Raw genomic sequence first — 19,759 nt, 5'->3', positions numbered from 1 at the left:
AGCCCCCTGGGGCGAATCTGTCCCGAAGCAGCCCCTGGTCACACGGGCGCACAATTGTGCGACCCTTCCCCTCGTGCCTGTCTTACGGCGTCTGCATGTACTGGACCGGGTGGCGATCGCTCTCCTGGCGACCGGACTGGCGTGCGTGGCAACGGGGTTGCTGCCCACCGGCGCCGCGTCCGGCGCGATGACCCGGATCGCGCCGCTGCTGGCCTTCCTGGGCACGGTGATCGTGCTCGCCGAACTCACCAGCAGGGCCGAGGTGTTCGACGTGGTGGCGGCGCGGGTGGCACGGGCGGGCCGGGGCAGCCGCCCGCTGCTGTTCCTGCTGTGCGTGGCCTTCGCGTCGGTCACGACGATCTGCCTGAACCTGGACACCACGGCGGTGCTCCTGACGCCCGTGATGCTGGCGCTGGCCTCCAGGGTGGGGATCGCGGCGGTCCCGCTGGCGATGACGACGGTCTGGCTCGCCAACACGGCGAGCCTGCTGCTCCCCGTCTCGAATCTGACCAACCTGCTGGCCGCGGACCGGGTGGCGCTGTCCCCCCTGGGCCTGGCGGGCCGGATGTGGGCTCCGCAGCTGGCGGCGGTCGCCGTGACCACGGCCTGTCTGTGGGCCTTCTTCTGGCGGCCCGCGCGCCGAACGGCCGACGGGGCGCGGCGGCGGGAGCGGGGCGGGCCGGGAGCGGTCCGCGTCGGGCAGGGGGAGCGGACGGCGCGGGACGGACGTTATGCGCTGCCCGCGGTGCACCGCCCGGCCGACCCGGTGCTCTTCCGGGCCTGCGCTCTCGCCTGCGGCGGCTTCCTGCTGGCCATCCTGGTCGCCGACGTGCCGTTGTGGATCGCGTCCGCGACGGCGGCGGCGGTGGCCGTCACGGCGTTCGCGCTGCGGGAGCGGCCGGCGCTGCGGTGGTCCCTGGTGCCGTGGCGGCTGCTGGTGATGGTGCCGGGGATGTTCCTGGTGGTGGAGACCGTCACCGCGCACGGCCTGCACGGCCTGCTGGCCGCCGCGGTCGGCGACGACGGCGGCGTCCTGGGCCGGTTCCGGGCGGCGGCGGTCGGCGCCGGACTGTCGAACGTCCTGAACAACCTGCCCGTCTATCTGGCCGGCGAGGGGGCGGTCCCGGTCGGCAACCACGACCAGCTCCTCGCCCTGCTCATCGGCACCAACGCCGGCCCGGTGGTCACCCCGTGGGCCTCTCTGGCGACCCTGCTGTGGTACGAGCGCTGCCTCGCGCACGGGGTACGGGTGCCGGCGGCCCGGCTGGTCGGCACGGGCGCGGTGCTGGCCGTCACGGCGGTGACGGCGTCGGTGGCGGCGCTGGCCCTCACCCGGTAGCCGTGACGGGCCCTCACCGGGTAGCCGAGCGTGGCCCTCACCCGGTGGCCGTGACTGACTCTCACCCGGTGGCCGTGCCGGCCCGCCCCGGCGCCCTGCCGCGCAGGGGGGTGGCGGCCGCGACCAGGTCCAGCAGGGACGGCAGGATCTCGGGGCGGCCCGCGACGAAGGACCGGTCGGTGTCGGGGCCGGTGAAGCCGGCGCTGAACTCGCCGCCGTCGAGCCTGCGCAGGACCACCCCGGCCTCGCGGGCCAGCAGGGCCCCGGCCGGCAGGTCGATGGCCTCGGCGCGGTAGCCGACGAAGCCGTCGATGTCCCCTCTGGCCAGCATCGCCCAGGCGACCAGCGGCGCCCACAGCTGGAGCAGCCGGCGCGAGCGCAGCTCCAGGCCGTGCCGCAAGGCGTGGACGGCCGGATCGTCACGGCGGACCGCGTGCCCCTGGGTCCAGGCCAGGAGCGGCCCCGCGGGCGAGGACGGCCGGCGGGCCGGGGCGAGCGGGCCGGCCGGACCGTGCGCGCCCGCCCCGTGCCGGGCCGACCAGGTCCGGCCGGTCACCGGGTCGTGCACCACGCCGACCACCGGCGCCCCCTCCACGCACAGGGCGATGCCGACGACGTAGACGGGCAGGCCGATCACCACGTTGTTGCTGCCGTCGAGGGGGTCCACCAGCCAGGTGCGGCCGCCGTCGCCGCCCAGGGCGCCCAGGTCGCCGCCCTCCTCGGCGAGGACGCGGTCGTGCGGGAAGTCGGCGCGGATCCGGTCGACGACCATGCTCTCGGCCAGCAGGTCGAGGTCGGTGACGACGTCGCCCAGGGCGCCCTTGGGGCGGGCCGCGAACCCGTCGGGGAACCTTGACCGCAGCAGCGCCCCGGCCGCCTCGGCGGCCGCCACCGCCGTCCGGCACTCGGCGGTGAAGTCAGACGGACGGGGGGTGGGCCTCATGGATCCTCCTGAGCGCGGCCTGGGCGATCCGGGCGGTCTGGGCCGCGTCGCACATCCTGCGGACCACCCGGTGGCCCGGGGCCCGTATCGGGCCCAGGGAGAGGTCCGCCCGGCCGGGCGTCGTCCGCCCCAGCACCAGGGTGGCGGTCGGACGGCCGTCCGGCACCACGGTGGTGTGGAACTCGCCCGCCGGAAGGGCGTAGGTCTGACCCCGTGCGCTCGACTGCTCGGGACCCGGCAGACAGCGCACCAGCCGTCTGGTGGGCCGCAGTTCGTCCACCCCGGACGGCGCGCTGTGCACCTCGAACACGCGGTGGGTGGGGCGCACGGCCTCCTCGGTCACCTCCATCCGCCGGTTGTTCAGCTCCCCGTACAGCACCGTGCTCGTCAACTCCCAGCTGTGCGAGTGCACTCGGCGGTCCTCCAGGACGGGGTCCGTAGGCCCGAAGACATGCACGCACACGCCCTGCGGCCCGTCGCGCAGGACCGGCAGACAGACGAACCCCAGCGGATGACGCACCGCGCGCAGCGCCCGGCCGCCGGAGACGACTCCCTCGAGTTGCGACACGGCGTGCCGCACCAGCTCGGCGGTCGCGCCCCGCCGCGCGGCCCGTTCGAGGGCCGGGTAGTCCATCACTCCCCCAAGGGGCTCTCGTCGGGATCCGGCCGGGCACACGCTCACCTGCGGTAGGGGTCCTCCGCGCGCAGCGCCTTGTCGATCACGTCGCCGACGTCGCGGTCGGTGAAACTGGCCGGCAACGGCAGTCCGAGCCGGTCGAGCAGCCGTCTGACCTCGTCGACGGTCGGCTCCTCGCCCAACGGGGCCGCCTCCCGCAGATCGAGCTTGACCGCCTGCTCGCGGCTCTGGTGCAACTCGGTGACGTAGTAGTCGTACAGCGGCCGCCCCCGCTCCACGAACAGGCTGACGCGGCGCGGGTCGTCCTGGGTGATGATCAGGCAGGTGTCGGACAGGTCGAAGCGCAACGCCGGTGCCACGGAGCTGAGATGGACGTCGATCTCCAGGGTGTCCAGCCGTTGCCGGTGCCAGCTGGCGGCGACGACGGTGGCGTAGGACTCCTTGCGGGTGCGTTCCGGCGTCCAGCCCTCGCCGTCCCCGTGTCCGAAGGTCCGCCGGAAACGGGCGTAGGCCTCGCACACCTTGTCGTCGGCCGGGTTGACGATGTCGATCTTCATGCTGAGGGAGCGGCGCTGCCGCTGCGCCTCCAGCACGCACTCGGGCAGGGTGACCGCCCGCAGATAGGTCCCGGTGCCGCCCTTGAAGACCCAGCGGCTGGTGCTGCGCCGGGCCCGCTCGTGCGCGGGACCGACCTCCGGGCCGGTCAGCGTGCGGACCATGGCCAGATCCTCGATCGCCCGGCCGGTCCCGGCGGTGGCGGCCCGGATGTCGGCCATCCGGCGTCGGCGCTCGGTCAGCGATCCGTACACCAGCGTGGCCAGGACCAGCAGGATCGAGCCGGTGACGATGTTGTCGTCGAAGTTCTTGTCCGTGATGTCCAGCAGGCCCACGGTGAGGGCCACGGCGATGGCCACGAGGCCGTCCGCGTTGCGGACCGCCCAGGCGATCGAGTCCTCGAGCCGACGTCCCGACGGCTGCGGTGCACTGCGCGACACGACCACCCTCCCCCGACGGCGGACTCCATGGTAGGAGCAGTCGGCCCCGGACGGCTACGGTGCGTGAATCGGCCTCAACGGCGCGCCTTCGACGCCGACGACGCGGTGGAGGGCGCCATGGACGGCGCACTGCGCCGGGGCGACCGCGTTTCCTGCGCGCTCGGCGTCGGACGCGCGCCGTAGGTGCGGTCCGTGCCCGGGGCAGCGGTGTCGGCGGGGGCAGCCGCGGCGTCGGGGGCGCTCGTCGTGTCCGCCCCCCGGGTAGGGCGCTCGGCGCGCTCCGGAGGCGAGGCCGACGGACCGGGCACGGGCCCGGTGGACGGACCGCCGGTCACCGGGGGCGGGGCGAGCGGCGTCGTCGGGCGCACGGGCGCGTCGGACGCCGTCAGCCGCAGCGGCAGCAGGACGGCGAACACGGTGACCGCGCACGCCGCTCCGACGCCGGCCGCGGTGCGCAGCGTCCTGCGGCGGACCGCGCCGCGGCGGATCTCCTCGTAGCGGCCGGGCGGCGGGCCGAGGTGTCCGGCGGGGGGGCGCAGGATGACGGTCAGGGGGTCGTCGGGGTCGAGGTCCGGGCCGTCGTCGAAGTCGTCAGCCGGTGTGATCAAGGCTTCTCCTCAGGTGGACGCGGAGCAGTTCGCGGGCCGCGTGCAGGTCGGCCTTGACGGTTCCTTCCTTGCGTCCGGTCAGCACGGACACCTCCCGGATCGGCATGTCAGCGTAGTAGTGCAGCAGGATCGGCACCCGCAGCCGGTCGGGCAGGGACTGCACCAGCATCCGCACCGACGGGTCGGCCTGTTCGGCCGGCGGGGCGACGGCGACCTCGACGGTGACCCGGCGCACGGCCCGGCGTTCCCGTTCCAGCTTGCGCCAGTGGTCGCGGACCAGGTTGGCGGCGGTGACGAACAGGAAGCCCTGGGGCTCGGTCACCGTCGTCCAGCGCGCCCAGAGCCGGGTGAACGCCTCCGAGGCGATCTCGTGCGCCGTCTCGTCGTCGTCGACGAGACGGCGGCACCAGCCGGCCAGGCGGGGGTAGAGGGCGGCGAACAGTTCGGACGCCGCCCTCTCGCGCGAGCGTGAGCGTTTCAACGTTCTCCCGCAGTACTCGACGCGCCGCCGGATCCAGACCCGGACGTGGACCCGGACGTGGACCCGGACCCGGACGTGGATCCGGACCCGGATCCGGTGCTGAGCGCGGCGAAGACGATCACGTTGTCGCGGTACCCGTCGCCGGTGCGCGGGCCGCCGCACGTGATGAGACGCAGTTCGGGCCGGCCCACGTTCCCGTAGACCTCCTCGGTGGGGAACTGCGCCTTGTCGACGGTCCGCACGCGGGTGACGGCGAACCCGGCCGTCGTGCCGTTCTCCAGGCGCACCACGATCCGGTCGCCCCGGTGCAGCCGGTCGAGGCGGCGGAACACGCCGTCGCCGTACTGCCCGACCGTGACGTGGGCGAGGATCACCGACGGCCCGGTCTGCCCCGGCGTCGGCGAGTGCTCGTACCACCCCGCCCGGTCGTGCCGCTCGACCGGAGGCACCTGGACACTGCCGTCGGCGGCCAGTCCCAGCCGCATGACCGGGGTGTCGACGCCGATGGCCGGGATTTGCAGTCCGACCGGCGCCGAGCGCGCGAGGGGCCGCACGGCCCGGGCGGCCGGAGCGGCCGGGGCCGAGGGCCCCGGTCCGCCCGCGACGGCCGTGGCGGTCGTGCCGGGCGTCGCGGCCGGCTCGGACCCGTGCGCGGTGCAGCCGGTGAACAGCAGCGCCGCGAGGGCCGCGAGCGCCGGGGCGCGCCTGGAGAGCGGGCTCATGCGCCGGTCGCCCTCCGGCGCCGCACGACATAGAAGACGGTGCCGGCCGCGGCGAACGCCGCCGCGGCGCCGCCGCCGATCAGCGTGCCGTGGCCCTCGGAGGCCGGCTCGGCGACGCCGGTGTCGGCCGCTCCCCTCGGCACGACGCCGACTTGGTTCCGGCCGGTGGCCGGAGCACTGGTGGCCTCGGGCGCCTTGGTGGGCTCGGCCGCCCTGCTCGGGCCGGTGTCGGTCGGGCCGGTGTCGGCCCCGCCCGGGGCCTGGCTGGCACTGCGGGTGCTGGGAACGGGGGTCGGCGTCCCCGCGTCGGCGAGCGCCGGCGCCGCGCCCGCCAGCAGGGCGGTGCTCGCAACTGCCAGGGCGGCGAGGCCCGTTCGGGGCTTGAGTCGCATGAATCGCTCTCTTTCGTCGGTCCGTTGACGGATCGAGCGAAGAGACGAGGCAGCCCGGGACCAGGTTGTAAAGAGATGGCAAAGCCCGAAACGGCGGCAGCCGGCCGACGCCGACCGACGCCGTCGACCGGGCGGTCACGATGCGGAGATGAGTCGGCAGGGGTGACGACAGGTCCCGACGAGGGCCGCCGGCCGTGGGACCCCCGCCAGGGGCCCACGGCCCGTGAACGCGACGGGCACGGCGGAGGACCGCCGTGCCCGTGTGCGGCCGAACCCGCGGAGCGCTACGCGTCGAGGGACGTCATGACGTGCTTGATGCGCGTGTAGTCGTCGAAGCCGTAGCCCGAGAGGTCCTTGCCGTAGCCGGACTTCTTGAAGCCGCCGTGGGGCATCTCGGCGACCAGCGGGATGTGGGTGTTGATCCACACGCAGCCGAAGTCGAGCTTCTTCGACATCCGCATGGCACGGCCGTGGTCCTTGGTCCACACCGAGGAGGCGAGGGCGTAGTCGACGCCGTTGGCCCACGCGACGGCCTGGTCCTCGTCCGTGAAGGACTGGACGGTGATGACCGGCCCGAAGACCTCGTTCTGGATGATCTCGTCGTCCTGCTTCAGCCCGGAGACGACGGTGGCGGCGTAGAAGTAGCCCTTGTCGCCGACCCGTTCACCGCCCGCCTCGACCTTGGCGTGCGCGGGCAGCCGCTCGATGAACCCGGCGACCTGCTCGAGCTGGTTGGGGTTGTTCAGCGGCCCGTACAGCACGTCCTCGTCGTCCGGCTGCCCGGTCTTCGTCTCGGAGGCGGCCTTCGCGAGCGCGGCCACGAACTCGTCGTGGATGGACTCCTGGACGAGGACGCGGGTGGCGGCCGTGCAGTCCTGGCCGGCGTTGAAGTAGCCCGCCACCGAGATGTCCTCGACGGCCTTGGCGATGTCGGTGTCCTCGAAGACCACGACCGGCGCCTTGCCGCCCAGCTCCAGGTGGACCCGCTTGAGGTCGCGGGACGCCGACTCGGCGACCGACATGCCGGCGCGCACGGACCCGGTGATGGACGCCATGGCAGGGGTCGGGTGCTCGACCATCAGCCGGCCAGTGTCCCGGTCCCCGGTGACGACGTTGAAGACGCCCTTGGGCAGGATCGAGCCGATGATGTCGGCGATCAGGACGGTGGAGGCGGGGGTGGTGTCCGACGGCTTGAGCACCACCGTGTTGCCGGCCGCGATCGCCGGGGCGAACTTCCACACGGCCATCATCATGGGGTAGTTCCACGGCGCGACCTGCGCGCAGACGCCGACCGGCTCACGGCGGACGATCGAGGTCATCCCGTCCATGTACTCGCCGGCCGAGCGGCCCTCCAGCATCCGGGCCGCGCCCGCGAAGAAGCGGATCTGGTCCACCATCGGCGGGATCTCCTCGGAGCGGGTCAGGCCGATGGGCTTGCCCGTGTTCTCCACCTCCGCCGCGATGAGGTCCTCGGCGCGCTCCTCGAACGCGTCCGCGATCTTGAGGAGGGCCTTCTGACGCTCGGCCGGGGTGGTGTCGCGCCAGCCCGGGAAGGCCTCGGCGGCGGCGGCCATGGCGGCGTCGACGTCCGCCGGGCCGGACAGCGGCGCGGTCGCGTACGCCTCGCCCGTCGCCGGGTTGACCACCTCGGTGGTCCGTCCGTCGACGGCGTCCCGGAACTCGCCGGCGATGTAATTCCGTAGTTTGCGCATCCGGCGCAGCTCGGTGCTCACTGCCGGCCTCCTGATCGTTTCTTACTGCTGGGGGTGTCCATGGACTGAGACACCACCCTAATCCGCGCGCCCGCGTTTTCAACACCCCCGATCGCGTGACGGCTGCGGAATCCGCAGATCTCACACACGTAAACAACGAATTTCATCGCCTCGACCTTGCGGAACTGTCGAGACGTCGTGCACAGTGTGGCCGTGGCCAGTCGAAGCGCAGAGCACAGGGACTCCCGCGAGTCCAGGAACGGCAGCACCCCTCACCTGGATGCCGTGAGCCTCGCCATCATCGAGCAGTTGCAGGAGGACGGCCGTCGGCCGTACGCCGCGATCGGCAAGGCCGTGGGCCTGTCCGAGGCGGCCGTGCGCCAGCGCGTCCAGAAGCTGCTCGACCAGGGCGTGATGCAGATCGTCGCCGTCACGGACCCGCTCACCGTGGGCTTCCGCCGTCAGGCGATGGTCGGGATCAACGTCGAGGGGGACGTCGAGTCCATCGCCGACGCGCTGACCGCCATGCCGGAGGTCGAGTACGTGGTGATGACGGCGGGCTCGTTCGACATCCTCGCCGAGATCGTCTGCGAGGACGACGACCACCTGCTCGACGTCATCAACAAACGCATGCGCGCCCTGCCCGGCGTGCGCTCCACCGAGAGCTTCGTCTACCTGAAGCTGAAGAAGCAGACCTACATGTGGGGAACCCGATAACCGTGAGGACCCGATAACCGTGAGCACCAAGGACCTCAGCCGCACCGCGTACGACCACCTGTGGATGCACTTCACCCGCATGTCCTCGTACGAGAACTCGCCGGTCCCGACCATCGTCCGGGGCGAGGGCACCTACATCTACGACGACAAGGGCAAGCGCTACCTCGACGGTCTCGCGGGCCTGTTCGTGGTCCAGGCGGGCCACGGCCGCGTGGAGCTCGCCGAGGCGGCCTTCAAGCAGGCGCAGGAGCTCGCGTTCTTCCCGGTCTGGTCCTACGCCCACCCCAAGGCCGTGGAGCTGGCGGAGCGTCTGGCCGACCACGCGCCGGGCGACCTGAACAAGGTCTTCTTCACCACCGGCGGCGGAGAGGCCGTCGAGACCGCCTGGAAGCTCGCCAAGCAGTACTTCAAGCTGCAGGGCAAGCCGACCAAGTACAAGGTCATCTCCCGCGCGGTCGCCTATCACGGCACCCCGCAGGGCGCCCTGTCCATCACCGGGCTGCCGGCCCTGAAGGCCCCCTTCGAGCCGCTCGTCCCGGGCGCGCACAAGGTGCCGAACACCAACATCTACCGCGCCCCGCTCTTCGGCGACGACCCCGAGGCCTTCGGCCGCTGGGCCGCCGACCAGATCGAGCAGCAGATCCTCTTCGAGGGCCCGGACACCGTCGCGGCGGTCTTCCTGGAGCCGGTCCAGAACGCCGGCGGCTGCTTCCCGCCCCCGCCCGGCTACTTCCGGCGGGTGCGCGAGATCTGCGACCAGTACGACGTGCTGCTCGTCTCGGACGAGGTCATCTGCGCCTTCGGCCGCCTCGGCACGATGTTCGCCTGCGACAAGTTCGGCTACGTCCCGGACATGATCACCTGCGCCAAGGGCATGACCTCGGGCTACTCCCCGATCGGCGCCTGCATCATCAGCGACAGGCTGGCCGAGCCGTTCTACAAGGGCGACAACACCTTCCTGCACGGCTACACCTTCGGCGGCCACCCGGTGTCCGCGGCCGTGGGCCTGGCCAACCTCGACCTGTTCGAACGCGAGAACCTCACCCAGCACGTGCTGGACAACGAGGACGCGTTCCGCTCGACCCTGGAGAAGCTGCACGACCTGCCGATCGTCGGCGACGTCCGCGGCAACGGCTTCTTCTACGGCATCGAGCTGGTGAAGGACAAGGCCACGAAGGAGTCGTTCGACGCCGAGGAGACCGAGCGCGTCCTGTACGGCTTCCTCTCCAAGGCGCTGTACGACAACGGCCTGTACTGCCGTGCCGACGACCGCGGCGACCCGGTCGTCCAGCTCGCCCCGCCGCTGATCTCCAACCAGGAGACGTTCGACGAGATCGAGCAGATCCTGCGCGCCACGCTGACGGAGGCGTGGACGAAGCTGTGACGTCAGCCTGATCAGCTGATCAACACCGGCCCCGGTGTCGACCGTTCGAGTGAGAAACGGCGGCCCGGGGCCGCGTGCTGTCCGGATGCCCGCTCTCGCCTCCTTAGCGTGCCAGTGACCGATCGGCCCTGCCTTCGTTCCCCCGCACGGGGGAACGGCACGGGAACCACAGATCTGAACCGAGGTGTACGCCCATGGAGGCCCCGCCGGACAACGACGTGCTCTGGGCACGCTCCCTGCACTTCTCGCACCCCGACGGCTCCCCCGGGCTGAGCGGGGTCTCGCTGGGTGTGCGGGAGGGCGAGATCCTGGCCGTCGGCGGACCACGCGGCAGCGGCAAGACGACGTTGCTGCGCTGTCTGTCGGGCCTGGCGTCCGCCCAGCGCGGCGAGGTCTGGTTCAACAGCGCGCCCGTGCACACGATGGGTCCGACGGCCCGCGAACGGCTGCGCCGCGACCGCTTCGGCTGGATCGACCCGGCACCGCTCCTCGTCCCCGAACTCAGCGTCTGGGAGAACGCGGCCCTCCCCCTGATGCTGCGCGGCACCGGCCGTCGCCGGGCCAAGGCCGCCGCGCTGGAATGGCTGGAGCGCCTGGACATCGGCGACCGCTCGCACTGCCGCCCGCACGAGCTCACCCAGGCCGAGCGCCAGCGGGTCTGCATCACCCGCGCCCTGGCGCCGGCCCCCTCGGTCCTGTTCGCGGACGAGCCGACGGCCCCCCTGCACCGGGCGGACCGGGCCCACGTCCTGCGCACCCTGACGACGGCCGCCCGCTCACACGGCATCACGGTGGTCCTGGCCACCCACGACGCGGAGACGGCGGCCCTCGCCGACCGCACGGTGGCGCTGCTGGACGGACGCCGGGTCAAGACGGTCCACCTGCCCCCGGTCACGGAGTCGGAAGGCCGGGGGGCGGCGTGCTCGCTCTCCGTCTGACCCGCAGCGCCCGTCCCGCCGTCCAGCTGCGCCGTCTGCTGGTGGCGGCGGCGTCGGCGGGCACCGGGTTCCTCCTGCTGAGCACCCTCGGCCACGCCCTGACCCACCCCGAGGCTCCGGCGGCGTCCGCGATCCGGCTGGCCTGGTGCGTGGTCCCGCTGGCCGCGACCGTCCACCTCGCTCTGGCGGTGGCCCGCACCGACCCCGGCACCCGGCCCCGCCCAGGGCTGGCGGCGATCGGCCTGGGCCCGGCCCGTCTGATGGCCGTCTCGGCGATGACGACGGCCCTGTCGACGCTGCTCGGCTCCATGCTGGCGCTGCTGTTCTTCCTCCATCTGCGCGGAGACCTGACGGGCATGCCCTTCGACGGAGCGGCCAGGGACTTCCTGGCGGCCGGCCGCCCGCTGCCGTGGCCGGCCGCCCTGACCCTGCTGACCCTCGCGCCGGTGTCCTCGTCGGTCGCGGTGGTGCTGATGCTGCGCCCCCGGGACGCACGGGTGGCGGCCCGGACGGCGCCACGGATGTTCGGCCGGTTCGGGGCGTACGCGACGACGGGGCCGGGAGAGACGTTCGGCGCGTACGGCAGATTCGGCAGCCGCGCGGTCCGTCCCCTCGCCGGCCGTGCCGCCGGGACCGCACCGGCGCCGTCCGCCGAAGCGGACGGCGCGTCCTCGCCCCCGGACGGCGCGCTCCCCGCCCCGGCCGACGGCGCCCTCGGGGAGACGGCCCCGAGCGCCGTGAACGGTTCGGCGCCCCAGGGCGTCCCACCGGCGCGGGACGTCCCGGCCCCCGACCCCACCGCCCTCCCCTGGGGCACGGCCCTGCTGGCCGTCGGTCTGGCCGTGGAGGCGTACGCCGACCGCGGCCCCGACGTCGGCGGGCTGCCCCTCCCCGGGGGCCTGCCCACCGGCCCCGCCGCCGTCCTGCTGGGCTGGACGCTCACCGCCGTGGGCCTCGCGCTCGCCGGCCCCGGCCTCACCCACCTGTGCGGCCGTCTGCTGCAGGCGGCCCGCCCCGGCGCCCTGCGTCTCCTCGCGGGCCGCGGACTGATGCAGGAGGCCTCCCGCATCGGCCGTCCGCTGGGCGTGGTCTGCGCGGTGGCCTCCGGCGCGTTCACGATGGCCCGGCTGTACGACCCCGCCGACCCCTCCTTCGGCCCGCTCACCATCCTCGGCGCCCTGGTCGTGGCCGGCTGCACCCTCGCCACGCTGCTGACCGCGGCCGTGGAGGCCAGGCAGTCCCGCGCCGACACCACGGCCGCCCTCCTACGCCTCGGCGCCCCGGCCAGGACGCTCCGCAGCGCCGCCGCCCTGCGCACGGGGGCCCTGCTGACGCTCTTCGTCCCGCTCACCCTGGCCGTGGCCGAACTGGCGGCCCTCCCGCTGATGCGCTGAAGCGCTCCCGCGCCGCACGGCGGACAGCGACGCAGAAGAGACCGGCGCGAAAGAGAGCGGTGCGGAAGCGAGCGGTGCGGAAGCGAGCGGTGCGGAAAATATCTTCCCGGGCCGATGAGTTCCGGGCGGCGCCCCGGTCTACCCCCACGACAACGCACCCAGCGGCAGCGATCCTCCGGGAGAGACCAGATGAGCACCTCGGCCTACCAGCAGATGATCTTCGTGAACCTGCCCGTGAACGACCTCGACGCCTCGAAGAAGTTCTTCACGGAGCTCGGCTACTCGATCAACCCGCAGTTCAGCGACGACAACGCCGCCTCCGTGGTGATCAGCGACACGATCGTCGCGATGCTGCTCACCAAGCCGTTCTACTCGACCTTCACCAAGAAGGAGATCGCGGACTCCGCCACCACCAGCGAGGTGCTGATCGCGCTGAGCGCGCCGAGCCGCGAGAAGGTCGACGAGCTGGTCGACCGGGCGCTCGCGCTGGGCGGTTCGCCGAGCGGCGACACCCAGGACCACGGCTTCATGTACGGCCGCTCCTTCGACGACCTCGACGGCCACACCTGGGAGGTCGTCTGGATGGACCCGTCGGCCGTCCAGGGCTGACCGGCGCCGAGGCCGTTCCGGGGGACGGAATCCGGGGACGGCTCCGATCGCCGGTGGGGCGGTGCCTAGCATGGGCGGGTGCATCCGACGACACCCGCCCAGCCGTTCGACGGTTCCCACGACCGTGAGATCGAGTCCCTCGCCGAGTTCGACGAGGTGGTCGCCGCTCACGGCACGCTCTCCCACTTCCGCGTCCAGTCCGTCGACCTGACGGACCGTACGGACGCCCTGCTCTCGGTCGACACCTCGGGCGCCGTCTTCCTCGGCTGCCCGATGGACCCGGCGGCCGCCGCCCGTGCGCGTGCCGGCGGCGCTCTGGTCTTCCCGCCCGTGCCGGGCCTGCCCTTCGACCCGTACCGCGGCCGCGTCTACTCCCCTGACGAGTTGTTCGCGTCCCTCGACGAGGGGTACGAGGCGACCCCGGACGCCCGGACGTACGCCTGGTTCCAGCGCACGAAGGCGGACGGCGACATCTTCGGCTCGATGCTCCGCTCGATCCACGACGACGCCGTCTCGGACGCCCTCGACGAACTGCTCGCCGGCGCGCCCGTGGTGGGCGTGATGGGCGGTCACGCGATGGCGCGCGGCACCGAGGAGTACGCCGGGGCGGCCCGGCTCGGCCGTGAACTGGCCCGCGCCGGACTGACGGTGGCCACGGGCGGCGGACCGGGCGCCATGGAGGCGGCCAACCTCGGCGCGTACACGGCGCCCTTCGACGCCGGGATGCTCACCGAGGCCCTGCGGATCCTCGCGAAGGCGCCGAAGTTCACGCCCTCGGTCACCGACTGGGCGCGGGCCGCCTTCGAGGTCCGCGCGAACTGGCCCGGCGGCGGGCCCTCGGTCGCCGTCCCCACCTGGTTCTACGGCCACGAGCCGCCGAACCCGTTCGCCGCGCACATCGCCAAGTACTTCTCCAACGCCACCCGCGAGGACGGCCTGTTGGCCCGCTGCACGGCGGGCGTGGTGTTCCTGCCGGGCGCCGCCGGGACCGTCCAGGAGATCTTCGACAACACGACGCCCAACTACTACGAGTCGCGGGGCGAGCCGACGCCGATGGTGCTGGTGGACCGTGCGCACTGGACGGAACGCCTGCCGGCCTGGCCGCTCCTGCGGTCCCTCGCCCGGGAGCGGTCGATGGAGTCCCGTATCGCCCTGGTTGACCGGATCGAGGAGGCGCCGGCGGCCCTGAAACGTCTCGGTGGTTAATAAGCGGGCAAAGCCAACCGCTCAGAGGAGTCTCCGCATTGACACTGCTTATGAAACGCTTATAGACCTGTGAGCCTGCTGGGGATGGTGACGCACTCGGCTCACCCGGGGGCGCCATCTCCCCCTCCACCCCCCGCAGTTGCGCTTCCCGTAAAGGACAAACGTGTCCCTTTCCCGCCGTACCGCCGCCCGTTCGGTGCGCATGCTCGGTGTCACCGCCGCCTCCGCAGCCCTTGCGCTCAGCGCCTCCGGCACCGCGCTGGCCTGCGACATCACCGAGTTCTCCGCCGCTGCCGCCTGTGACGGCACGAAGGGCGTCATCACCGTCACGGACAAGGACGCCACGCACGTCCCGGCCGTCGTCACCGTCTTCCTCGAGAACAACGGCGCCGACCTCCGGCAGGTCGGCAAGGAACAGACGGTCACCGGCTCGAAGAAGGGCGTCGCCGTCTCCTTCGCCGAGGACTGGGAGCCGAACGCCGAGTACCGGGTCCACGTCGTGGCCGTCAAGGGCAAGAAGACGCTCGTCGACGCCGACATCACCCCGAACGTGACCACGCCGTCCAAGGCCTGCGCGGCCGACGACACGTCGATCCCGACGACCACCCCGTCCTCGACGCCGTCGTCGACGCCTTCCTCGTCGTCGTCGCAGACCGCTGCGCCGCCGGCCGGGACGGCCACCCCGTCGCCGTCCCCGTCCGACTCGTCGGGCGACACCGCCGCACCCCCGGCACCCGCGAGCAACGCCCCGTCGCCCGCGGCCCAGGAGTCCAACCTCGCCGAGACCGGCGCCAACTCCAACACCGGCCTGATCGTCGGCATCGCGGCCGTCCTGGTCGTCGTCGGCGGCGGCGCGGTGTTCTTCGGGATGCGCCGCCGCGGAGCCAGCCACCGCTGACCCCCACGCCCGCCCACCACGAAGCGAACATCACGGCCCGCCCCCGATCGGGGGCGGGCCGTCCGCGCGTGACTCAGCCGAACGTCGCCTTCTCCAGCCAGAACTCCAGCACCTCGCGCTCGCCGAGCACCTCCAGCCCGGGACCGTCCAACGGCAGCCGACCGTAGAAGGCGAGCAGCACGGAGGTGAGCGGGCCGCGCAGGGCGACGGTCGTCTCCTCGTGGCCGGGGCGCCATTCGACGCCCTGCTCGGTGAGTTCGACCACCCTGCCCCACGTCCCGGCCCGGGGGACCGCCGTCGCGTCTCGCACCGCGCCCGGCTCGGCGGGTGCGTCCGTGGCGTCCAGCTGGATCGTGCGGCCCCTGACGAGCAGCTCCCCGGCCGCCGCGTGCGGCTCGTTGCGCTGCGCCCACCGCACGAGCTGCAGCCACTCGTCCACGGCGTCGGCGGCCACGTCCGGCGCGACCTCGTAGGGCAGTCCGGCGGCGAGCGCGGCGTCGGCGCGGTGCACGGTGATCTCGTGGGTCATCCGGCGCGCCCAGAAGCCGCTGTCGGGCACTCCGGCCCAGCCCCACACCTTCGTGTCCGGGCCGGCCTCGCGCAGCGCGCCGACGACCAGTTCACCGCTCTCCGCGAGCCAGGCGTCGAGCGCGGCCGCGTCGCCCACCTCGTCCGGTCCGCCGAGCAGCGGGATCCGCTCGTCCGGGATGTTCTCCTGCGCCCGCGTCCGCACCAGCGCGTCCACCCAGCGCAGGGCGCCGCCCATGTGCCGCACAAGCTGCTCCAGCGACCAGTCGGGGCAGGTCGGCACGGTCGCCGCCAGAGCCGCCCCGGAGGTCACAACCGTCCTCAACTCACCGACCTGATGGGCGATTTCGTCACAGTACCGGTCATGCGCGAGAACAGTCATACCGAGCACCCTAGGGTCCGGCGGTTCGGTTCAGCACCACGGTTTCGGCCGGGTCGAAGGACACCCCCACCACGCTCCCGACCTCCGGCGCGTCGCGCAGCGTGCACGCTGCCTCCAGCCTCGGTGCGCCCTCCGGCTGGAGGCGCAAGGCGACATGCGTGCCCCGGAAGGTGCGGGCGGCGACCGTGCAGCGCAGCCCGTCGTCCGCGGCGCCCAGGCGCACGCCCGCCGGCCGGACGAGCAGGGTCCGCGTCCCCTGGCCGGACCCGGCCGGCACCGGAGTCTTGCCCCACGGCGTGACCGCGACCTCGCCCGTGACGGTGGCCTCCACCACGTTGTCGAAGCCGAGGAAGCGGGCCACGAACGCGTCCGCCGGCCGCTGCCAGACCTCGAGCGGCGTACCGGACTGGGCGATGCGGCCGTCCCGCATCACCACGACCCGGTCGGCCAGCGCGAACGCCTCGCCCTGGTCATGGGTGACCGCCAGCACGGTGGTCCCCAACCTGCCGAAGAGCTCGCGCAGTTCGACGACCAGCCGCTCGCGCAGCGACCGGTCGAGCTGACCGAACGGCTCGTCGAGCATCAGCAGCCGGGGGCGCGGCGCGAGGGCTCTGGCCAGCGCCACCCGCTGCTGCTCACCGCCGGAGAGCGAGGCCACGGCCCGTCCGGCCGCGCCCGGCAGCCCGACGAGGTCGAGCAGCTCCCCCACACGCTCGCCCTGCCGGCCGCGCGGCATGCCGCGCATCCGCAGTCCGAAGGCCACGTTGCCGCCGACGTCGCGCTGCGGGAACAGCTGGTGGTCCTGGAACATCAGGCCGAGCTCGCGCCGGTGCGCGGGCACGCCCGCCTGGTCGCGCCCGTCGAGCGCGACCCGCCCGGAGTCCAGGGGCTGCAGACCGGCCACGGCCCGCAGCAGCGTCGACTTGCCGCTGCCGCTGGGCCCGAGCACGCACACCACCTCGTGCTCGGCGACGTCGAGATCGACGGCGTCCAGCACGGCCCGCCCGCCGAACCGCACAGTGGCCCGCTCCAGTTCGAGCAGTCGCATCAGAACTCCCCCGCCCGGTCGGTCCGCAGCCGCTCCAGCACCAGCAGCGCCACCGCGCACACCACCATCAGAATCGTCGAAAGGGCCATCGCCTGGCCGTAGTTGAGCTCACCGGCCCGACCGAGGAGGCGCGCCACGGCCACCGGCAGCGTCGGGTTGTCGGGCCGTGCGATGAACACCGTCGCCCCGAACTCCCCCAGCGACACCGCGAAGGCGAACCCGGCCGCGACCAGCAGCGCCCGCCGCACCATCGGCAGGTCGACCTCGCGCCACACCCGCCAGGGCGAGGCCCCGAGCACGGCCGCCGCCTCCCGCAGCCGCTGGTCCACCGCCCGCAGAACCGGCAGCATGGTCCGCACGACGAAGGGCACACCGACCAGCGCCTGGGCCAGCGGCACCAGGATCCATGTGGCGCGCAGATCCAGCGGCGGCTCGTCGAGCGCGATCAGGAACCCGAAGCCCACGGTCACCGCGGAGACGCCCAGCGGCAGCATCAGCAGCGCGTCGAAGCCCCGCACCAGCCGTCCGGCGTCCCTCCGGGTGAGCGCGGCCGCGGCGAGGCCGCCGACGACCATGGCGATCGCGGTCGCGGCGAGCGCGTACTGGAGCGAGTTGCCGACCGCGTCGATCGGCGGGACCAGGAAGACGTTCCCGTCGTCGCGGGTCAGCGCCCGGTAGTAGGCGAACCCGGGCGCGTCCAGCGAGCGCTGCACCAGGACCGCGAGCGGCAGGACCAGCAGGACGGCGATGCTCGCGAGCACCCCGGCCAGCAGCGCCCACTGCCCGCCCCCGCGCGGCCGGCGCGCCGTCCCGGCCGCGTCCACCAGCCGCAGCGCGCTCTCCCGCCGCCGTACCGTCCAGGCGTGCACGGCGAGGATCGCGCCGACGGCCGCGAACTGGACGATCGTGAGGACGGCGGCCGTGGACAGGTCGAAGATCTCGGAGGTCTGCCGGTAGATCTCCACCTCCAGCGTGGAGAAGGTGGGGCCGCCGAGGATCTGCACCACCCCGAAGGAGGTGAAGGTGAAGAGGAAGACCATCAGCGCGGCCGCGGCGACGGCGGGTCCGAGCGCCGGCAGGGTCACCGTGCGCCAGGCCCGCAGCCGGGACGCGCCCAGCATCCGCGCCGCCTCCTCCTGCCGCGGGTCGAGCTGCGCCCACAGCCCGCCCACCGTGCGGACGACGACCGCGTAGTTGAAGAAGACGTGGGCGAGCAGGATCGCCCACACGGTGGTGTCGAGACGCAGCCCCCACAGGTCGTCGAGCAGCCCGCCGCGCCCGACGAGCGCGAGGAACGCCGTGCCGACGACGACCGTCGGCAGCACGAACGGAACGGTGACGACGGCGCGCAGCGCCTGCCTGCCGGGGAAGTCGAGGCGCGCGAGGACATACGCACCCGGCAGCGCCACCAGCAGCGTGAGCGCGGTGGAGGCGAGCGCCTGCCAGGTGGTGAACCACAGCACGTGCCGGATGTCGGACTGCCCGAGCACGTCCCACAGCCGCCCGAAGCGCCACGCCCCGTCGACGTGGAGCCCCCGGGCGACGATCGCGGCGACCGGGTAGGCGAAGAAGACAGCGAAGAACGCGACGGGCACGGCCAGGAGTCCGAGCCGGGCCGCCGCGCTCCCCTTGGCTCCCCTGCCCGGGGCTACTTCAGTACGAGCGAGGTCCACGACTTGACCCACTGGTCGCGACGGTCGGCGATCTTCGCCGGGTCCATGGTCTCGGGATCCTTGGCGGCGGGCCCGAACCGGGTGAACTCGGCGGGCACGGCCGCGCCCTTCACCACCGGGTACACGAACATGTTGAGCGGCATGTCCTCCTGGAACTCCTTGCCGATCAGGAAGTCGATCAGCGCCTTGCCGCCCTCGCTGTTGCGGGCGTTGCTCAGCAGGCCCGCGAACTCGATCTGCCGGAAGCAGGTGCCGGTCGCGACGCCGGTCGGCGCGGTGGCCGGCTTCGGGTCGCCGTAGATCACCTCGGCGGGCGGCGAGGAGGCGTACGAGACGACGAGCGGCCGGTCCGCCTTGGCCTTTTTGCCGCCCGCGGAGCCCGAGAACTCCTCGTTGTAGGCCTGCTCCCAGCCGTCGACCACCTTCACTCCGTTGGCCTTGAGCTGCTTCCAGTACCCCTGCCAGCCTCCCCCACTCTCGGCTTCGCTCGAGCGGGAGGTGCCCCCACCGCCGTACTTCGCGGCCGTGCCGAGCAGGAAGCCGAGGCCGGGCGAGGAGGTGGAGGCGTTCTCGGTGACGAGGAGGTTCTTGTAGGCGGGCTTCACCAGGTCCTCGAAGGAGGCGGGCGGGGCCAGCTTGTGCGCGGTGAAGTACGCCTTGTCGTAGTTGACGCAGATGTCGCCGAAGTCGATCGGCGTGACCCGGTGCTTCTTCGCGTCCAGCTGGTACGGGCCGCCGACCTGCGCCAGCCCCTTGGCCTCGTACGACTGGAACAGCCCGTTGTCGAGGGCGCGGGACAGCAGGGTGTTGTCGACGCCGAAGAAGACGTCGCCCTGCGGGTTGTCCTTGGTGAGGATCGCCTTGTTGACGGCCTGCCCGGCGTCGCCGTCCTTGAGGACCCGCACCTTGTACCCGGAGCGCTTCTCGAAGTCGGCGAGGACGCTCTTGGAGACGACCCACGAGTCGTGGCTGACGAGGGTGACCGTCTTCGAGCCCGTCGAGCTCGCCGCCCCCTTGCCGTCCGTGGACCCGCACGCGGACAACGCGGGCGACGCGACCAGGCCGAGCCCGAGGGCCACGGCCACGAAGGTCTTGTTCTGCACTGGTTTTCCTCCTGGGTTGACCAGGAAGAGACGCGGCCCCGCCCGGGTCC

General features: G+C 73.0%; 20 protein-coding genes. 8 read left to right on the top strand and 12 right to left on the bottom strand.

All coding sequences use genetic code 11. The features are described from left to right. The first annotated feature begins 100 nt into the window (after positions 1–100). The gene (locus tag Sri02f_RS17260) at positions 101–1,339 is read left to right on the top strand and encodes an ArsB/NhaD family transporter (RefSeq protein ID WP_109002250.1); all 1,239 of its coding nucleotides are present in this window, start codon (positions 101–103) and stop codon (positions 1,337–1,339) included. Between the two features lie 61 nt (positions 1,340–1,400). On the opposite strand, the gene Sri02f_RS17255 is transcribed toward Sri02f_RS17260, so the two are convergent. From Sri02f_RS17255 to Sri02f_RS17220, 8 genes are all read right to left on the bottom strand, one after another. Next, on the bottom strand, positions 1,401–2,282 hold the full coding sequence (locus tag Sri02f_RS17255; protein ID WP_109002188.1) for an inositol monophosphatase family protein: 882 nt from the start codon (positions 2,280–2,282) through the stop codon (positions 1,401–1,403). Continuing rightward, a complete protein-coding gene (locus Sri02f_RS17250; RefSeq protein ID WP_109002187.1) occupies positions 2,257–2,916 on the bottom strand; it encodes a hypothetical protein in 660 nt (219 codons plus the stop codon). The genes Sri02f_RS17255 and Sri02f_RS17250 overlap by 26 nt, the downstream gene beginning before the upstream one ends. A gap of 44 nt (positions 2,917–2,960) precedes the next feature. Beyond that, a complete protein-coding gene (locus tag Sri02f_RS17245; RefSeq protein WP_307721042.1) occupies positions 2,961–3,914 on the bottom strand; it encodes a hypothetical protein in 954 nt (317 codons plus the stop codon). 74 nt (positions 3,915–3,988) lie between these two features. Beyond that, a complete protein-coding gene (locus tag Sri02f_RS17240; protein WP_174855661.1) occupies positions 3,989–4,522 on the bottom strand; it encodes a flagellar biosynthesis protein FlhF in 534 nt (177 codons plus the stop codon). Beyond that, complete coding sequence (locus Sri02f_RS17235) at positions 4,506–5,003, bottom strand: RNA polymerase sigma factor (RefSeq protein WP_109002185.1); 498 nt, start codon at positions 5,001–5,003, stop codon at positions 4,506–4,508. The genes Sri02f_RS17240 and Sri02f_RS17235 overlap by 17 nt, the downstream gene beginning before the upstream one ends. After that, the gene (locus Sri02f_RS17230) at positions 5,000–5,725 is read right to left on the bottom strand and encodes a class F sortase (RefSeq protein WP_109002184.1); all 726 of its coding nucleotides are present in this window, start codon (positions 5,723–5,725) and stop codon (positions 5,000–5,002) included. Before Sri02f_RS17230 ends, Sri02f_RS17235 begins: the two co-directional genes overlap by 4 nt. Beyond that, positions 5,722–6,117: a Tat pathway signal sequence domain protein gene (locus Sri02f_RS17225; protein ID WP_109002183.1), complete on the bottom strand. Its 396-nt coding sequence runs from the start codon at positions 6,115–6,117 to the stop codon at positions 5,722–5,724. The genes Sri02f_RS17230 and Sri02f_RS17225 overlap by 4 nt, the downstream gene beginning before the upstream one ends. A gap of 284 nt (positions 6,118–6,401) precedes the next feature. Continuing rightward, positions 6,402–7,850, bottom strand: a complete 1,449-nt coding sequence (locus Sri02f_RS17220; protein ID WP_109002182.1) for a gamma-aminobutyraldehyde dehydrogenase — start codon at positions 7,848–7,850, stop codon at positions 6,402–6,404. 177 nt (positions 7,851–8,027) lie between these two features. Here Sri02f_RS17220 and Sri02f_RS17215 point away from each other — a divergent pair, with 177 nt between their 5' ends. The 7 genes from Sri02f_RS17215 to Sri02f_RS17185 all read left to right on the top strand — a co-directional run bounded on the left by Sri02f_RS17215 (position 8,028) and on the right by Sri02f_RS17185 (position 14,975). Beyond that, positions 8,028–8,546 carry an Lrp/AsnC family transcriptional regulator gene (locus Sri02f_RS17215; RefSeq protein ID WP_109002181.1) on the top strand — a complete coding sequence of 173 codons (519 nt, stop codon included), beginning with the start codon at positions 8,028–8,030 and terminating at the stop codon, positions 8,544–8,546. Between the two features lie 19 nt (positions 8,547–8,565). Further along, positions 8,566–9,930 carry an aspartate aminotransferase family protein gene (locus Sri02f_RS17210; RefSeq protein WP_109002180.1) on the top strand — a complete coding sequence of 455 codons (1,365 nt, stop codon included), beginning with the start codon at positions 8,566–8,568 and terminating at the stop codon, positions 9,928–9,930. A 194-nt stretch (positions 9,931–10,124) separates the two neighbouring features. Continuing rightward, entirely contained in the window at positions 10,125–10,868 is a 744-nt protein-coding gene (locus Sri02f_RS17205) for an ABC transporter ATP-binding protein (protein ID WP_109002179.1), read from the top strand. Then, a complete protein-coding gene (locus Sri02f_RS17200; protein ID WP_109002178.1) occupies positions 10,850–12,262 on the top strand; it encodes a YML083C domain-containing protein in 1,413 nt (470 codons plus the stop codon). The genes Sri02f_RS17205 and Sri02f_RS17200 overlap by 19 nt, the downstream gene beginning before the upstream one ends. A gap of 189 nt (positions 12,263–12,451) precedes the next feature. After that, positions 12,452–12,871 carry a VOC family protein gene (locus Sri02f_RS17195; protein ID WP_109002177.1) on the top strand — a complete coding sequence of 140 codons (420 nt, stop codon included), beginning with the start codon at positions 12,452–12,454 and terminating at the stop codon, positions 12,869–12,871. A gap of 78 nt (positions 12,872–12,949) precedes the next feature. Beyond that, positions 12,950–14,077, top strand: a complete 1,128-nt coding sequence (locus Sri02f_RS17190) for an LOG family protein (RefSeq protein WP_109002176.1) — start codon at positions 12,950–12,952, stop codon at positions 14,075–14,077. Between the two features lie 163 nt (positions 14,078–14,240). Continuing rightward, positions 14,241–14,975, top strand: a complete 735-nt coding sequence (locus Sri02f_RS17185; RefSeq protein ID WP_109002175.1) for an LAETG motif-containing sortase-dependent surface protein — start codon at positions 14,241–14,243, stop codon at positions 14,973–14,975. A 73-nt stretch (positions 14,976–15,048) separates the two neighbouring features. On the opposite strand, the gene Sri02f_RS17180 is transcribed toward Sri02f_RS17185, so the two are convergent. From Sri02f_RS17180 to Sri02f_RS17165, 4 genes are read right to left on the bottom strand one after another with little or no spacing between them, the layout of a single operon-like run. Continuing rightward, positions 15,049–15,885: a maleylpyruvate isomerase N-terminal domain-containing protein gene (locus Sri02f_RS17180; protein WP_109002249.1), complete on the bottom strand. Its 837-nt coding sequence runs from the start codon at positions 15,883–15,885 to the stop codon at positions 15,049–15,051. Between the two features lie 10 nt (positions 15,886–15,895). After that, entirely contained in the window at positions 15,896–16,933 is a 1,038-nt protein-coding gene (locus tag Sri02f_RS17175; RefSeq protein ID WP_109002174.1) for an ABC transporter ATP-binding protein, read from the bottom strand. Next, positions 16,933–18,606: an ABC transporter permease gene (locus tag Sri02f_RS17170; protein WP_109002173.1), complete on the bottom strand. Its 1,674-nt coding sequence runs from the start codon at positions 18,604–18,606 to the stop codon at positions 16,933–16,935. The genes Sri02f_RS17175 and Sri02f_RS17170 overlap by 1 nt, the downstream gene beginning before the upstream one ends. Further along, a complete protein-coding gene (locus Sri02f_RS17165) occupies positions 18,582–19,709 on the bottom strand; it encodes a thiamine ABC transporter substrate-binding protein (protein WP_109002172.1) in 1,128 nt (375 codons plus the stop codon). The genes Sri02f_RS17170 and Sri02f_RS17165 overlap by 25 nt, the downstream gene beginning before the upstream one ends. Positions 19,710–19,759 lie beyond the last annotated feature (50 nt).

Origin of the sequence: Streptomyces rishiriensis (genome assembly GCF_003112535.1) — a bacterium.
GTDB lineage: Bacteria > Actinomycetota > Actinomycetes > Streptomycetales > Streptomycetaceae > Streptomyces > Streptomyces rishiriensis.
The sequence above is the reverse complement of the archived record's forward strand: the minus strand, read 5'-3'. Positions and strand labels throughout refer to the sequence as shown.

Bases quoted from the DNA above. Each gene is read 5' to 3' on its own strand.
- Sri02f_RS17175 (WP_109002174.1), bottom strand. From the start codon at position 16,933: ATGCGACTGCTCGAACTGGAGCGGGCCACTGTGCGGTTCGGCGGGCGG.
- Sri02f_RS17205 (WP_109002179.1), top strand. From the start codon at position 10,125: ATGGAGGCCCCGCCGGACAACGACGTGCTCTGGGCACGCTCCCTGCAC.
- Sri02f_RS17250 (WP_109002187.1), bottom strand. From the start codon at position 2,916: ATGGACTACCCGGCCCTCGAACGGGCCGCGCGGCGGGGCGCGACCGCC.
- Sri02f_RS17180 (WP_109002249.1), bottom strand. From the start codon at position 15,885: ATGACTGTTCTCGCGCATGACCGGTACTGTGACGAAATCGCCCATCAG.
- Sri02f_RS17255 (WP_109002188.1), bottom strand. From the start codon at position 2,282: ATGAGGCCCACCCCCCGTCCGTCTGACTTCACCGCCGAGTGCCGGACG.
- Sri02f_RS17195 (WP_109002177.1), top strand. From the start codon at position 12,452: ATGAGCACCTCGGCCTACCAGCAGATGATCTTCGTGAACCTGCCCGTG.
- Sri02f_RS17230 (WP_109002184.1), bottom strand. From the start codon at position 5,725: ATGAGCCCGCTCTCCAGGCGCGCCCCGGCGCTCGCGGCCCTCGCGGCG.
- Sri02f_RS17225 (WP_109002183.1), bottom strand. From the start codon at position 6,117: ATGCGACTCAAGCCCCGAACGGGCCTCGCCGCCCTGGCAGTTGCGAGC.